The 15024-nt window shown below is 45.6% G+C and carries 13 protein-coding genes; all 13 read right to left on the bottom strand.

Annotated features, from left to right (window positions below; translation table 11 throughout):
• Positions 1-7: 7 nt before the first annotated feature.
• Positions 8-850: an endonuclease/exonuclease/phosphatase family protein gene (locus B9J84_RS06220; protein ID WP_179217531.1), complete on the bottom strand. Its 843-nt coding sequence runs from the start codon at positions 848-850 to the stop codon at positions 8-10.
• 80 nt (positions 851-930) lie between these two features.
• Positions 931-1269: a nitrogen regulatory protein P-II gene (gene glnB / locus B9J84_RS06225; RefSeq protein ID WP_010320105.1), complete on the bottom strand. Its 339-nt coding sequence runs from the start codon at positions 1267-1269 to the stop codon at positions 931-933.
• Positions 1270-1379: 110 nt separating this feature from the next.
• Positions 1380-1691, bottom strand: coding sequence for a cytochrome c (locus tag B9J84_RS06230; protein WP_026028528.1), 312 nt, complete (start codon positions 1689-1691; stop codon positions 1380-1382).
• A gap of 60 nt (positions 1692-1751) precedes the next feature.
• The gene (tilS, locus tag B9J84_RS06235; protein ID WP_094123766.1) at positions 1752-3062 is read right to left on the bottom strand and encodes a tRNA lysidine(34) synthetase TilS; all 1311 of its coding nucleotides are present in this window, start codon (positions 3060-3062) and stop codon (positions 1752-1754) included.
• A 132-nt stretch (positions 3063-3194) separates the two neighbouring features.
• The gene (gene accA / locus B9J84_RS06240; protein ID WP_013856219.1) at positions 3195-4154 is read right to left on the bottom strand and encodes an acetyl-CoA carboxylase carboxyl transferase subunit alpha; all 960 of its coding nucleotides are present in this window, start codon (positions 4152-4154) and stop codon (positions 3195-3197) included.
• A 47-nt stretch (positions 4155-4201) separates the two neighbouring features.
• Positions 4202-7681, bottom strand: coding sequence for a DNA polymerase III subunit alpha (dnaE, locus tag B9J84_RS06245; protein WP_017047313.1), 3480 nt, complete (start codon positions 7679-7681; stop codon positions 4202-4204).
• A gap of 81 nt (positions 7682-7762) precedes the next feature.
• The gene (rnhB, locus tag B9J84_RS06250) at positions 7763-8374 is read right to left on the bottom strand and encodes a ribonuclease HII (RefSeq protein ID WP_026027914.1); all 612 of its coding nucleotides are present in this window, start codon (positions 8372-8374) and stop codon (positions 7763-7765) included.
• A gap of 46 nt (positions 8375-8420) precedes the next feature.
• Positions 8421-9569, bottom strand: coding sequence for a lipid-A-disaccharide synthase (lpxB, locus tag B9J84_RS06255; protein WP_094123767.1), 1149 nt, complete (start codon positions 9567-9569; stop codon positions 8421-8423).
• A gap of 105 nt (positions 9570-9674) precedes the next feature.
• Positions 9675-10463 (bottom strand): acyl-ACP--UDP-N-acetylglucosamine O-acyltransferase, encoded by a 789-nt coding sequence (gene lpxA, locus B9J84_RS06260; protein ID WP_010320113.1) that lies wholly within the window; start codon positions 10461-10463, stop codon positions 9675-9677.
• 1 nt (position 10464) lies between these two features.
• On the bottom strand, positions 10465-10896 hold the full coding sequence (gene fabZ, locus B9J84_RS06265) for a 3-hydroxyacyl-ACP dehydratase FabZ (RefSeq protein WP_179217532.1): 432 nt from the start codon (positions 10894-10896) through the stop codon (positions 10465-10467).
• A 116-nt stretch (positions 10897-11012) separates the two neighbouring features.
• Positions 11013-12044, bottom strand: a complete 1032-nt coding sequence (gene lpxD, locus B9J84_RS06270) for a UDP-3-O-(3-hydroxymyristoyl)glucosamine N-acyltransferase (RefSeq protein ID WP_017046602.1) — start codon at positions 12042-12044, stop codon at positions 11013-11015.
• A 7-nt stretch (positions 12045-12051) separates the two neighbouring features.
• Positions 12052-12561: an OmpH family outer membrane protein gene (locus B9J84_RS06275; protein WP_013856212.1), complete on the bottom strand. Its 510-nt coding sequence runs from the start codon at positions 12559-12561 to the stop codon at positions 12052-12054.
• A gap of 15 nt (positions 12562-12576) precedes the next feature.
• Positions 12577-15009 (bottom strand): outer membrane protein assembly factor BamA, encoded by a 2433-nt coding sequence (bamA, locus tag B9J84_RS06280; protein WP_094123768.1) that lies wholly within the window; start codon positions 15007-15009, stop codon positions 12577-12579.
• Positions 15010-15024 lie beyond the last annotated feature (15 nt).

Raw genomic sequence — 15024 nt, forward strand, 5'->3', positions numbered from 1 at the left:
AAAGTGGTTATAAACTAAAACTCGCCAATAGTGGGTTATGATCAGAAGCGTCCGTTACGGGCGCTTTGGCATTGAGCAGTGTTAAACCACGATAAAAAAGATGATCAAGCACCAAGCCCGTCACAAACTGAACACGGTGATCGGGTTCGAACGACACGTCCTTCAAACCCACACGATTTAATGCAGTGGTTAATGTGTCCATTCTTGCTTGACTCCAGCTATTAAAATCGCCACCGACAATCACCGGCCCTTGATGTGTTTTTAATTGAACGAGTAACGCTTCCAACTGATTGGTATACTCTTGCGTTCCATAGGTAAAGTTCACTGCATGCAGGTTTACAACCGCCAGAGTTTGACCATCACTTAAACGGTACAGGGCGTAAATCGCCGATTTGGGTAAGCGCAACCAAGGCTCTAATTCGGTGTAAGCACACGCTAATACTGGCATCTGCCTGCCAAGATTTAACACTCCGGCTGATTCACCAAAAACACGAAAAGCATCCGCTTGCGTCCCCCCCCACTGCTTTTGGCTGATCCACTCTTTCAATGACAAGGTCATGCTCGCTTCTTGTAGCAACACCAATTGGGCATCTTGGCTGAATTTATCCAGCTCACTTTGCCATGTTGCTCTATTTTGTTTATAGATATTCCAAACCAGTACATTAAGCTGACCACGCACATCAATTGCGCGAGCGTTTGGATTATCGTAACAAATCAGTGGAGATGAAGCGTTTTTCCCATCAATAGTCAACAATTGCGGCGTTGAAGGAATAGTAAAAATAGAGAAAAAACTAACCACAGCCGCGGTAATCAGCAACAGCGGCAAAACAAGCAGATATTTTCTTTTCATAACGTTCAACAAAATTGGTAGGGATGTATTAATAAAGAGACAAAAAAGGAGCCATTGGCTCCCTTCTTCTCGGTGTACGGCTAAATAGCGTCTTCGTCTTCTTCACCGGTACGAATTCGTACCACTCGTTCAATATTGGTAATGAAAATTTTACCATCACCAATTTTTCCCGTTTGCGCCGTCTCAATAATGGTGTCAACGCAGCGATCAGCGACATCGTCAGTCACCACAATTTCAAGCTTCACTTTAGGTAAGAAATCCACCATGTACTCAGCGCCACGGTACAATTCAGTATGCCCTTTCTGACGACCAAATCCTTTTACTTCAGAAACAGTCATACCCGTGATCCCGACTTCAGCTAACGCTTCGCGGACGTCATCAAGTTTAAATGGCTTAATAATGGCTTCGATTTTTTTCATGTTCATCCCTTACACTTTCGTCAATTGGTGGCATTATCTGCTAGCAAAAAAAAACAATCAATAAAAAGCCCAAGCAACGCTTGGGCTGATTGAAACCCGTTCACTGTCATTTACTTAAGACTTGCGAAATAGGCCGCTAAGTTTTCAATATCGGCATCACTGAGCATTGCCGCTTGCGCTTGCATTACGACGGCTAAACCACCATTACGCTCTTTATTCTTGTAGGCTTTAACTGATGAGATAAGGTATTGCTCATTTTGCCCTTTTAGATTTGGGTATCCCGGAATAAGGGCAATCCCGTCTGCGCCGTGACACGCCGCGCAGATAGCTGCTTTGGCTTGCCCTGCGGCTGGGTCTCCAGCAAACGCACTTCCCGCTAACAACGTTAAACCCATAACTATTCCAATCGCGACTTTTTTCATTGCTCCACCTTTATGTCCATATTCATGGTATGTTTTATACGAATTTTGCATGAAAAGCGTTCATTTGTCCCAGATGAGTTCACAATCTTGCCCACTGAAGTCACGATCAACAAATAAATTTGCAATCGCAACCACTTGATTCCGATGCATCAATATTGGCGTTCTTCGTCGTAACCAACTGGGCACGCCATACTCTTGAAACAATTTTTTTAGCTTTCGACTTCCCACTCGTCCGACAGGGCATGCTGCCAGCCCTTCAGGATTAAACGTAACGCTTAATTGATGGCAATCATCAGGCAAGGCTATTCCCTTGCTAGCACCATGAGACGATAACGTCAGATTACCTAGTCCATCAGGCAAGGTTAATGATTGATCGGGCACAATCATCGCCTGCCAATCTGAAATGTCTTGATAAGTTTGGATGCAATATAGCTTTTGGTCAAAGCGGCGGATCTCACTTTGCCCTAGTTTAAGACGAGGATTCGCATCAATACGCGCAGACGCCACTTGTTGCCAAATCATCGCTAAATGTTCTTGAGTCGGCATTGGCTCCCCCAATTGAGCAAGCCACATTCTTAGCAATTGATAGCGTGCTAATTCGCTGCGATGAGAAAGCGCGGTAATTGATAAACTACCATCAGGCATTTTTGCCTCTTGCATTGCCTCTTGTAGCAGCTCTTCAAGCAACACCTGCTGCTGAGCACACAATGTCGCACTACGAGCAACCGCTTGGTGAATATGCGGCCAGCGCTGCGTAAGAACTGGCGTGATGTGATGGCGGATAAAATTACGATCAAAACGGGTATCTTGGTTACTTTCGTCCTCGACCCAATCCAAATTCTGGGTTACGGCAAAGCTTTCGATCTGTACGCGAGTCGCCGCAAGCAAAGGACGGACGATTTTCCCCGCGCCAAATGGCATCGCTTGTGCCATCGAAGAGAGTCCTTTGGGTCCACTACCACGCTTTAACGCGAGCAAAAATGTCTCGATCTGATCATCGCTATGCTGTCCAGTTAGCAACAAATCGTCAGTGTTAATGTATTTCGCTAAAACTTGGTAACGCGCCGTACGCGCCAATGACTCCACACTTTCACCGCTAGCGGTATCGAGTTGCACCCGTTCAATAAAAAAAGGGATCGCGGCGTGTTGGGCCCAGCGCTGGCACTGTTTGGCCCACTCATCGGCATGTTGACTTAATCCATGATGAACATAAACAGCGCAGCACTCACAGGAGGTTTCGTCACGATATTGCGCCAATAGTTCAAGCATCACCCGCGAGTCCATGCCACCACTAAAACCCAAGACTAATTGGCTGCTTGCTAAGCGATGACGATTGATAACGTGTGAAAATAGCGAATAAAGTTCAGACATGGGTTTTCAGTGCTAAGAGGAATTGATGCCAGTTTACCTTGAAACGCGCCAAGCAAACCAGTCCTGAAATCGGGCCGATAAAAAAGGGCTGGACAGAATCCAACCCTTTTTATTTATTGTCCGCTCTGCTATTTAGCAGTAGCCGTAGTTCATCAAACGTTGATAACGACGAGCCAATAATGCTTCTTCATTCAGCGGCTCTAAATCAGCAAGCTGTTTTAGCAGTGTTGCTTTCATGTTGGCGGCCATTTGTATTGGATCGCGATGCGCGCCACCTAATGGTTCTTCGATAATTTCATCAATCAGCTCAAGCTCTTTTAAGCGAGGAGCGACTAAGCCCATCGCTTCAGCCGCTTGCGGCGCTTTATCTGAATCTCGCCACAAGATTGAAGCGCATCCTTCTGGCGAAATTACCGCGTAAGTGGAATATTGCAGCATGTTCACGTAGTCACCCACGCCAATCGCCAAAGCACCACCAGAGCCACCTTCACCAACAACATTACAAATTACTGGCACTTTCAAGCCTGACATCACTTTTAGGTTTGTAGCAATCGCTTCAGATTGACCACGTTCTTCAGCGCCAACACCAGGATAAGCACCTGCGGTATCAATGAAGGTAATAATAGGCATGCCAAAACGTTCAGCCATTTTCATTAAACGCAGTGCTTTACGATAACCTTCTGGTTTTGGCATTCCGAAGTTACGTCTTACTTTTTCTCTCGTTTCACGTCCTTTTTGGTGACCAATCACCATCACCGGACGTCCTTCTAAACGAGCAATGCCGCCGACAATCGCTTTGTCATCAGCAAAAGCGCGATCACCAGCCAACTCGTCAAACTCAGTGAAGACATGGTTGATGTAATCAAGCGTGTAAGGGCGTTGTGGATGGCGTGCCAATTGAGCTACTTGCCATGCCCCTAAATCACCAAAGATTTTCTTCTTAAGCTCTAAGCTTTTCTTTTCTAGCTGTTCGATCTCTTTGTCGAGATCAACGGACTTATCACCACCATGGCGAGACACGTCGCGTAGCGCCTGAATTTTAGCCTCAAGTTCAGCAATTGGTTTTTCAAATTCTAGAAAATTTAGGCTCATCTACCGATCCTTTTATACTCAGCGTTCAACATATTTGACGCCAAATTTTAGTTAAATTCGAGTTCTACCTGATCTTTGCCAAGTAGCTGTTTCAATTCGTCTAACAATGTATCACTTGGGGTTACACGCCACTGCGTACCAAGAGTGAGTCGCACTCTCGCCTCTGCGCGTTGGTAGTATACATTGACAGGTATAGTCCCTGCTCGGTGAGGCTCTAAGATCTGACTAAAGCGCTCAAAAAACTGGCTGTCTATCTGTGATTGTTCAATCGATATCGACAAGCCACGGGCATATTTTTCACGCGCACTGCCCAAGTCCATGACTTCGCGCGCCGACATTTTAAGGCCACCATTGAAGTCATCAAAGCTGACCTGTCCAGAAATCACTAAAATTCTATCTTTTTCTAACAGCTCTGCATACCGCTCTAACGCATCAGAGAATAACATCACTTCCATACGTCCTGAACGATCATCTAACGTCATGATACCAATCCGCGTACCACGCTTGGTGGTCATCACTTTAGCTGCAATCACTAACCCCGCTAAAGTGACGGATTGATCGCGTCGCGTTGGCGTGGCATCTTTTAGTCGACAACTGGTGTACTTCGCAAGTTCCTTAATATGTGCGTTTATTGGATGCCCGGTCAAATAAAGGCCCAATGTATCGCGCTCACCTTCAAGCCAAACTTTCTCAGGCCACTCGGGGACTTGCGTATATTTATGTTCTACTTCTTCTGGCGCATCAGTCAATACACCAAACATATCAACCTGACCAAAGGCTTCAGCTTGGTGGAATTGGCTGGCCGCTTTCACAGCATCATTTAATGAGGCCATCATGGCAGCACGGTGTGGGCCTAAACGATCCAAAGCACCCGCATAAATAAGCTTTTCAATCACACGCTTATTGACTTTTTTCAAATCAATTCTGGCGCAAAAATCAAACAAATCTTTAAAATAGCCGCCTGCTGTGCGCGCTTCTAAAATCGCTTCAATCGGCCCTTCACCCACACCTTTGATCGCGCCAATACCATAGACAATCGCGCCATTTTCATCGACGTTAAAGCGGTACAAGCCGGCGTTAATATCCGGTGGTAACACTTTAAGATTCATGCGTAAACATTCATCCACTAAGCCAACCACCTTTTCGGTGTTGTCCATGTCGGCCGTCATTACTGCCGCCATAAATTCGGCTGGGTAGTGGGTTTTTAACCATAAGGTTTGATAAGAAACCAGAGCATAAGCCGCAGAGTGCGATTTGTTAAACCCGTAACCGGCGAATTTTTCTACTAAGTCGAAGATTTTCATCGACAATTCGCCATCCACGCCGTTTTTTATCGAACCTTCTTCAAAAATCGCCCGCTGCTTGGCCATCTCTTCTGGCTTTTTCTTACCCATCGCACGGCGCAGCATATCCGCGCCGCCTAGTGTGTATCCGGCTAGGACTTGGGCGATCTGCATCACTTGCTCTTGGTACAAGATGATGCCGTAGGTTGGGTCTAGAATTTCTTTTAATGACTCATGTTGCCATTTTTCATCTGGGTAGGAGATCGCCTCTCGGCCATGTTTACGGTCGATAAAGTTATCCACCATCCCCGATTGCAAAGGCCCAGGGCGAAACAGGGCCACTAGTGCAATGATATCTTCGAAGCAGTCTGGCTGGAGACGTTTGATCAGATCTTTCATGCCGCGCGATTCTAACTGGAATACCGCCGTGGTTTCAGAATTTTGCAATACACGAAATGAAACTGGGTCTTCTAACGGGATAGCTTCAATACGAACGGGCTCTTTGCCTTCTCGTTGTAAGCGCGGGTTAATCAGCCCTAGAGCCCAATCGATAATGGTTAAGGTGCGTAAACCTAAGAAGTCAAACTTGACCAAGCCTGCGGTTTCAACATCGTTCTTATCAAATTGAGTGACGGGGAAATGCCCTTCAGCATCCGCATAAATCGGCGAAAAGTCGGTAATTGTGGTTGGGGAGATCACCACCCCACCCGCATGCTTACCGGCGTTACGCGTGCAACCTTCTAGAATTCGGCACTTATCAATCAGCTCTTTGACGTCTTCGTCATTGTTGTACAGCTCAGGTAACGCGGGTTCAGCCTTAAACGCCTTTTCGAGTGTCATTCCTGGATCTAGTGGAATAAGCTTTGAAATGCGGTCGACAAATCCAAACGGATGACCAAGCACGCGTCCCACGTCACGAATGACCGCTTTGGCAGCCATAGTACCAAAGGTGATGATCTGTGATACCGCATCACGACCATACATTTCAGCAACGTGATCAATAACTTGGTCACGTTTATCCATACAGAAATCGACGTCAAAATCGGGCATTGAGACCCGTTCTGGGTTCAAGAAACGTTCGAAAAGTAAATCATATTGTAGTGGATCTAAATCGGTAATTTTGAGCGCGTAAGCCACCAATGAACCCGCACCCGATCCGCGCCCCGGTCCCACCGGAATATCGTTATCTTTTGACCACTGGATGAACTCCATCACAATCAAGAAATAACCGGGGAATCCCATGTTATTAATCACTTCGAGCTCAATTTGCAGCCGTTCATCATATTCAGGGCGACGTTGTGCGCGAACATCAGGATCGGGGAACAGAAATTCAAGACGCTCTTCAAGGCCTTCTTGTGATTTCATCACCAAGTATTCGGTTTCTTTCATTCCTTCCGTTGGGAAGGCGGGCAAGAAATATTCCCCCAAACGGACGGTAACATTACACCGTTTGGCAATCTCAACACTGTTTTGCAGCGCTTCAGGAATGTCGGCAAACAGCTCACACATTTCCGCTTCGGTGCGCAAATATTGCTGTGGGCTGTAATTTTTTGGCCGACGAGGATCTTCCATGGTGTAGCCATCATGAATCGCTACTCGAATTTCATGCGCTTCAAAAAACTCTTCGCTGAGAAACACCACTTCATTGGTTGCAACGACGGGCAGATCGTTATTTTCAGCCAATTCTAGAGCAAAGTGCAGATAGCTCTCTTCGTCGGCTCGCCCTGTGCGAGTCAATTCAAGGTAAAAACGATCGACAAAATGAGTTTGATAAAACTCGACACATTTATCGACTAACGCCTGATTACCTTTAAGCAGTGCTTTGCCTATTTCACCACTTTTTCCACCCGAAAGCACAATCAAGCCTTCTGCATATTTCACTAGCCACGCTTTATCAATCACAGGTAGGTGTTGCACATGACCGCGTAGATAAGCATCGGAGATCAGTAAGGTCAGATTTTTATAACCAACATTATCACTCGCTAGAACCGTCAGCTTGGTGAGCTCATCACCAAACTCCTCGGATTGCATGACAAAATCTGCACCGATAATCGGCTTTACCCCACAGTTATGAGCGGTACCATAAAATTTGACTAAACCACATAAGTTCGTGAAGTCGGTCAACGCTACGGCAGGCATCCCCATCTCGGCCACTTTTTTCACAAGCGGTGGCACTTTGGACAAGCCATCGATCATAGAAAAGTCGCTGTGGACACGAAGGTGGACAAACTTTGGTTCTGGCATGCAATAAAATCCTAGATGCTAGGTTTGGTACAAGATTTGGCGGTTATTCTACGCGAATCTGCTCGTGGCTGACACCCGCAATTAGTCAATTCCCAGCACGCGTTTCACTGGCTTAAAGCTTTTACGGTGCTCTGCGATGACACCATGCTGTTCGATCGCGGCAAAATGCGCTTTAGTTGGATAGCCCTTATGTTGAGCAAAGCCAAATTGTGGGTACAATTTATCGAGCGCTTCCATCTCTTTATCGCGTACCACTTTGGCAATGATTGAGGCGGCGCTGATTTGCGCCACACGCATATCACCCTTGACGACTGCGATACCATGCATCGGTAATTGTGGGACACGGTTGCCATCAATTAAAGCCAAATCAGGTTGAATCGCTAGACCTGCAATCGCGCGTTGCATCGCCACCATAGTCGCTTGAAGAATATTAAGCTCATCAATTTCAGCTGGTGAACAGCGGCCAACAGACCAAGCGAGCGCCTTTTGTTGAATTTCAGGAAAAAGCGCTAGGCGTTTTTTTTCTGATAACTTTTTCGAGTCTGCTAAACCTTCAATCGGATTATTCGGATCCAAGATTACTGCGGCAGTCACTACGTCGCCCACTAATGGACCTCGACCAACTTCATCCACTCCTGCAATCAAAACATAGCCCTTAGGGTATTCAAAAGGAGTCAGTGTTTGTTCTGCCATCTTGTCTATTTTCCTCTCGTTATTTTTCAATCGCTCTTTTTAATCGTTAACGGTTAATCAAGCTTAAAACCGCTTTGGCAGCTTGTTGATCGGCACCTTTGCGGATCCAGCGATGCATTTCAGTAAAACGTTCAATTAAAGAGGAATTATCACGGCTGAGCATGCTATCGACCGCAGGAAACAGATGTTGCGGGTCGCATTCATCAAGAATGAACTCAGGAACCAGTTCTTCTCCGGCTAAAATATTGGGCAGTGAAACAAATTCGGTTATCGCAAGCTTCTGAACCAACCATCCGGTGAGCCAGTTCACTTTGTATCCCACCACCATCGGCCGTTTGAGCAACATGCATTCCAGTGCGACTGTGCCAGAGGCAAGCAGCACAGCATCTGCGGCCGTGATTACATTGCGCGCGGTGTCTTCAATAATAACAAAATCGAGCTCTGGGGCGATCTCCTGCCAAATGGTTTCAAACTGCAGTTTACGTTTGAGATTGACGGCAGCTACCACAAAACCAATATCAGGGTATTTCTGTTTGATTTGTCGACATGTTTCAATAAATGGCTTGGCAATTAAACCGACTTCTCCCCCTCGGCTACCGGGTAGCACAGCCAGCCACTGTTTATTTGTCTCTAATTTCAACAGTTCACGAGCGGCGATTTTATCGGGTTGCAGTGGAATGGCATCGGCCAGTGTATGGCCGACAAATTCGCACGCAACCTGATACTTGTCGTAAAACGCTTTTTCAAACGGAAGAAATACCAACACTAGATCGGTCGCTGCATCGATTTTAAAAATACGTTTGGGACGCCATGCCCATACAGATGGGCTCACGTAGTGGACGGTTTTGATGCCCGCTTTTTTGAGATCAAGCTCTAATCGTAAATTAAAATCTGGTGCATCAATACCAACAAACACATCCGGCGGATTGGCTTTAAAATACTTCACCAACTGCGCTTTAACTTTCAGTAAACGCGGTAAGCGGCCAAGCACCTCAACCAGCCCCATCACGGCTAGCTCTTCCATATCAAATAAAGATTCACAACCTTGAGCAATCATCTTAGGGCCACCAATACCGACAAATTGTGCATTGGGGTATTGCTGCTTGATGGCTTGAATAAAGCCTTCTCCTAATGTATCGCCAGAAAGCTCTCCGGCAACAATACCGATTCTTAGGGGATTTTCATGTGAGTGCATATCGTTTCCTAACAGAATCCGCTCAGCCGTTATGCGGCGTCAAAAAGACAAAAGATCGCTAAACAAGTAGCGATCTTCGGATATTAATCAAAACTCAGTGGCGAACTAACGAATAATGCCACGCTCAGTTTTTTCTAGTAAATCAGTAAAACGTTGAATCGATGGGTACTCTTTCGCCATCTCAACCAATATAGGTAAGACCTCTGCTTGCGTTTTACCTGATCGGTAAATCTCTTTATACGCTTTTTGTAGCGCGCGAATTTCGGCTTTTTCAAAACCATTTCGCTTCAAACCAACAAGGTTAAGGCCAAATGGTGAAGCATGGTTACCTTGTGCTAACACGTAAGCAGGGACATCTTGCACCACTGCAGAACAACCACCGATATAGGCATAAGCACCAACGCTACAGAAAGGATGAATCGCCGACAACGCCATAACACCGGCATAGTCACCGACCGTCACATGGCCGCCAAGAATTGCGTTGTTACCAATGTGCGTATGATTACCAACAATCACATCGTGCGCAATATGGGCATTCACACACAATAGGTTGTCGTTGCCAACAACTGTTTGTGTTTTATCTTGCATAGTACCACGGTGAATTTGCACCGCTTCACGAATAACATTGCGATCACCAATGACGACTCGTGTATCTTCACCACCATATTTCTTATCTTGGTTCTCTTCGCCAATGACGGCGTGAGGGAAAATACGGTTCTCTTCACCAATGACGGTGTTTCCTTTGATGACCACATGCGACATCACTTCCGTACCTTGGCCAATGCTTACCCCAGAGGTGATGTAAGTAAATGGACCAACAGTGACGTTAGCTCCGATGATAGCGCCATCTTCAACCACCGCACTTGGGTGGATTTGTGCAGTTTCATGAATCATATTAAAACTCTCTACGAGCACATTTCATTTCAGCTGAACACACAACCTCACCATCAACTTTCGCTACGCCATTAAACAACGCAATACCACGACGCTCTTTAATGAACTGCACTTCGATGATCAGTTGGTCGCCAGGACTTACAGGCTTACGAAACTTCGCATTATCAATACTAGCAAAGTAATACAATTCGTTATCTTTCGGTGCCCCAAAGGTTTTGAATGCTAGTAGGCCCGTTGCTTGTGCCATTGCTTCTAAAATCAGCACACCTGGAAAAATAGGTAACTGCGGAAAATGACCAGTGAACTGAGGTTCATTAACTGACACATTTTTCAAGCCAACAAGGTATTTGCCTTCTTCAAAGTCAATTACACGGTCAATCAACAGAAATGGGTAACGGTGAGGAAGCAGCCTCTGAATTTCAGTGATGTGCATCGTTTTCGTTTCAGTCGTCAAAGTCATATTCCTATACAGTAAAACTTTCAAAAATTATTTGGCATTATAGACGAAAAAGACTCGCAATTGGCGAGCCTAATCGGGAAAAAGTAGAATTAGGATTCCGCTTCCTGCTCTAAGTACTTTTCAAGTGCTTTAAGTCGCTTGTGCATATCTTCGATACGGTGAACGCGAGCGGCAGTTTTACGCCATTCTTTGTTCGGTTGCAACGGAATACCAGAAGAGAACATGCCTTTCTCGGTGATGCTGCGCATCACCATTCCCATGCCAGTAATGGTGACCCCATCAACAATCTCGATATGGCCATTGATCACCGCACCGCCACCAATAATGCAATATTTGCCTATGTGGGTGCTGCCAGCAATGATGGTACCGCCAGCAATTGCAGTGCCATAGCCAATACAGACGTTATGTGCAATCTGTAATTGGTTATCGAGAATGACGTTATCTTCAATAATCGTGTCATCTAATGCGCCACGATCAATTGTCGTGCAGGCACCGATTTCAACTCGATTACCGATCCGGACTGTGCCAATTTGCGGAATTTTAATCCACTCACCTTTCTCATTGGCATAGCCAAAACCATCAGAACCAATCACGGCACCTGACTGAATAAGGCACGCCGAGCCAATTTCCACTTCGTGGTAAACGCTGACATTTGCCCACAACTGGGTGTTAGCGCCAATTTTGGCGTTTTTACCGATGAAACAGCCGGCACCAATGGAGACGTTATCGCCCAGTTGCACGCCCGTCTCAATGACCGCGTTTGCACCAATAGAAACGTTCTGCCCTAGCTGGGCATCCGGTGCAACAACCGCCGAAGAGCTGATATCACTCGCAGGTCGCGGTGTCGTGTCCAGCGCTTGCGCCACCTTTGCAAAAGCAACGTATGGATCAGCGACGACCAATACATTGGTTGTACACAATTCACGTTCACTAGCCTTGACCATAATCACCGTTGCGCGGCATTGACCAAGGTGTTTATTATATTTGGGATTAGAGAGGAAAGTTACGTAACCTTCCTGCGCCTTATCCATAGGTGCGACAGCGGAAACTGTCGCAGAGCCATCACCAAACAGCTCTCCCCCGGTGATGGTTGCCAATTCGGCTAAAGTAAGTTTTGCCATAATAATATTATTTTAGTTGTTTAATTACTTTCTCTGATAAGTTGTAGTCCGGCTTACCATATTGCATAGCTTGCACGTCAACAACGATGTCATAACCTTCTTTTTCCGCAACTTTCTTCACAGCGTCTTGAATCACCATGAAGAGTTTTTGCTTCTCTTCACTCTCACGACGCGCTGAGGCTTGCTCTAACGCTTGCGCTTTGATTTTGTACTTGCTGTCTAATTGACCAATTTCAATACGCAGCTTCTCGATCTCATCTTGACCTAGCAGTTCGCCATCACGTTTAAGTTTTTCAATTTTGGTTTTTGCTTCAGCTTGAATTGACTGTAGCTCTGCCCCTTTATCTTTAAACTCTTCTTGTAATTTTTGCAGCACAACTTCTCGTTGAGGTAATGCTTGGAATACTTGCGCAGTATTAATGTAACCTACTTTCTGCGCCGCCTCAGCGGCTTGCGCAAAAAATGATGAACTCAGTACAACTAGGCCCAATCCTGCCGCTTGAATCGCTTTTTTCAAAATACTTTCCTCTAATTAGAATGTTCTGCCGATCGTGAAAGTGAAGAACTCTTCATTATCACCTTCATAAATTTTAATAGGTTTTGCAATTGAAAATACCAATGGCCCCATAGGTGACATCCACTGTAGTGCCGCACCATAAGAGGAACGGTAATTCATTGGATCTGAGTAATCGTAATAATACTGATCACCATAACCGAGTTTCTCATCTTTGTAATCGAACTCTGTATCCCAAACGCTGGCCATATCGAAGAAGATGCTGGTGCGAATTTGGCTACGAGTTTCATCAGAGGCAAATGGCGTCGGTACAATCAGCTCTACGCTGGCCAGCGCGACCGCGTTACCACCGACAGAGTCATCTGTTGCGCTATAGCAGCGGTTGTTGCCACCATTATTGCCATTACAGCCTGTCGCATCGTTATAAATCGCTTTCGGTCCAGCCGAGTTAGATCCAAAACCACGCAAAGTGGTAAAGCCACCTGCATAATAGTTTTCATAGAATGGGAACAAGTTATCGTTACCATCCGTTTTCCCGTAACCATTACCATACCCTAAGCGTCCTCTTAGCAAGAGTGAAAACTCATGTTTTTTGGTTAATGGGAAATACTGGCGGACATCGTACTGCGCTTTGAAATACTTTACGTCTGAGCCCGGCACTGTCATCTTGTAGAAAGCGCGTTGGTGATTCCCCGCTGTTGGGAAAATGGTTCGGTTTAAATTATTGCGCGTCCATGAGATGTTGACGTCAAAGTCATTGGTGATCAAACTGCCATCATCGCTACGGTTACTCGCTTGAGACTGTAAGAATTGACTAACTTGCACATACTCATCGATATTACCGATCTTGTTGTGCGTGTAACCGATACCGAGGTCAAAACGGTTTAATTCGTCAAATGGGAAACCCCACGTTAAACTTGTGCCGTAGCTTTCATTGGTATAATCAACAATACCAGCTTCAGAAGCCTCAAATTGGTTATAGAAAATCTTACCACCCAAACTGACACCATCAAGGTTCCAGTAGGGATCACGGTAATCTAAACTGATGTTCTTTTGATAGTCGTTCATCATGGCATTGATGCCAACTCGATTACCTGAACCAATGAAGTTGTCTTGTTGTAAACCAACCTGAAAACTCACGCCTGATTCTGTACCATAACCGACACCAAAGTTAACACTACCTGAGTTGGCCTCTTTCACGTTGTACACCAGATCGACTTGGTCTTCACTACCAGGTACACGTACGGTTTGCACATCCACTGTTTCAAAGAAGCCAAGACGGTTCAAACGGCTCTTACCCGTATCAATCGCTTTAGAGCTCAGCCAACTGCCTTCCATTTGACGCATTTCGCGGCGCAAAACTTCATCTTTGGTTGAGTTATTACCGACAAAGCGAATATCACGGACATAGATACGCTTACCCGCTTCCACATGAACAACCAAGGAAACTTCTTGCGTTTCATCATTAAATTCTGGGATGGTTCGAACTTGAGGATAAGCATAGCCAGCTTCACCCAATACTCGTTTTACATCTTCTTCAAGCTTGGTCACCAGTGAGCCGTTATAGGTTTCCTCGGCTTCAAACGGGATCAAAGCGGTAAATTCAGCCTCTTTGCCAATCAGCTCTCCGCGAAATTTAACGTCTTTGATTTTATAAGGCTGACCTTCGCTAATGCCTAAAGTGATATAAACGCCTTTTTTATCAGGAGAAATAGCAACTTGCGTGGAATCGACTTGAAACTTTAAGTAGCCACGGTCGAGGTAGAAAGAGCGCAAAGCTTCAATATCAGCGGCTAAGACCTGCTTTTGGTATTTATCATCAGAGAGGAAATTCCACCACGCCACATCGACATTCAAATTGAAGCGTGACAGTAAATCTTGGTCACTAAACACTTCATTGCCAATAAAGTTGATTTGCTGGATTTTCGCAGAAACCCCTTCACTGAACACAAATTTAAGGTCAGCACGGTTGCGAGGTAAAGGTGTCACCACCGCTTTTACGGTCGCGTTGTACTTACCCACGCTGTAGTAAAAATCTTCCAACCCCTTTTCAATGTTGCTCAAGGTCGTACGATCGAGCGCTTCACCGATGCGGATATTGGATGCATCAAGATTCTGCTGCAACTGCTCTTCTTTGATCGCTTTATTTCCAGAGAAGGAAACACTTGCAATGGTTGGACGTTCTTTAACCTGAACGATCAGAACGTTGTTGTCTCGTAATACTTTGATGTCTTCAAAGTTGCCCGAAGTGTAAAGTGCTTTGATAATATCCGCGACATCTTGTGCATCAACGGTATCACCAATTCGAACGGGCATTTTAAGCAATGCAGCGCCGAGCGCAACGCGTTGAAGCCCTTCAATTTGAATATCCTGCACTACGAAATTCTCGGCACTATGTGCTGAGAGGCTGGTTGCCAATAGTGTCGCGAAAAGGATCTGTTTCATTGCCATATTTATTCTTGTTAT

The sequence above is a fragment of the Vibrio sp. V03_P4A6T147 genome (assembly GCF_002241085.1).
In the GTDB taxonomy this organism is placed as follows: domain Bacteria; phylum Pseudomonadota; class Gammaproteobacteria; order Enterobacterales; family Vibrionaceae; genus Vibrio; species Vibrio anguillarum.

What these genes read in the sequence shown, in the direction of transcription:
- B9J84_RS06220 (WP_179217531.1), bottom strand. Translation starts at nt 850, where the DNA reads ATGAAAAGAAAATATCTGCTTGTTTTGCCGCTGTTGCTGATTACCGCG.
- glnB (WP_010320105.1), bottom strand. Translation starts at nt 1,269, where the DNA reads ATGAAAAAAATCGAAGCCATTATTAAGCCATTTAAACTTGATGACGTC.
- B9J84_RS06230 (WP_026028528.1), bottom strand. Translation starts at nt 1,691, where the DNA reads ATGAAAAAAGTCGCGATTGGAATAGTTATGGGTTTAACGTTGTTAGCG.
- tilS (WP_094123766.1), bottom strand. Translation starts at nt 3,062, where the DNA reads ATGTCTGAACTTTATTCGCTATTTTCACACGTTATCAATCGTCATCGC.
- accA (WP_013856219.1), bottom strand. Translation starts at nt 4,154, where the DNA reads ATGAGCCTAAATTTTCTAGAATTTGAAAAACCAATTGCTGAACTTGAG.
- dnaE (WP_017047313.1), bottom strand. Translation starts at nt 7,681, where the DNA reads ATGCCAGAACCAAAGTTTGTCCACCTTCGTGTCCACAGCGACTTTTCT.
- rnhB (WP_026027914.1), bottom strand. Translation starts at nt 8,374, where the DNA reads ATGGCAGAACAAACACTGACTCCTTTTGAATACCCTAAGGGCTATGTT.
- lpxB (WP_094123767.1), bottom strand. Translation starts at nt 9,569, where the DNA reads ATGCACTCACATGAAAATCCCCTAAGAATCGGTATTGTTGCCGGAGAG.
- lpxA (WP_010320113.1), bottom strand. Translation starts at nt 10,463, where the DNA reads ATGATTCATGAAACTGCACAAATCCACCCAAGTGCGGTGGTTGAAGAT.
- fabZ (WP_179217532.1), bottom strand. Translation starts at nt 10,896, where the DNA reads ATGCACATCACTGAAATTCAGAGGCTGCTTCCTCACCGTTACCCATTT.
- lpxD (WP_017046602.1), bottom strand. Translation starts at nt 12,044, where the DNA reads ATGGCAAAACTTACTTTAGCCGAATTGGCAACCATCACCGGGGGAGAG.
- bamA (WP_094123768.1), bottom strand. Translation starts at nt 15,009, where the DNA reads ATGGCAATGAAACAGATCCTTTTCGCGACACTATTGGCAACCAGCCTC.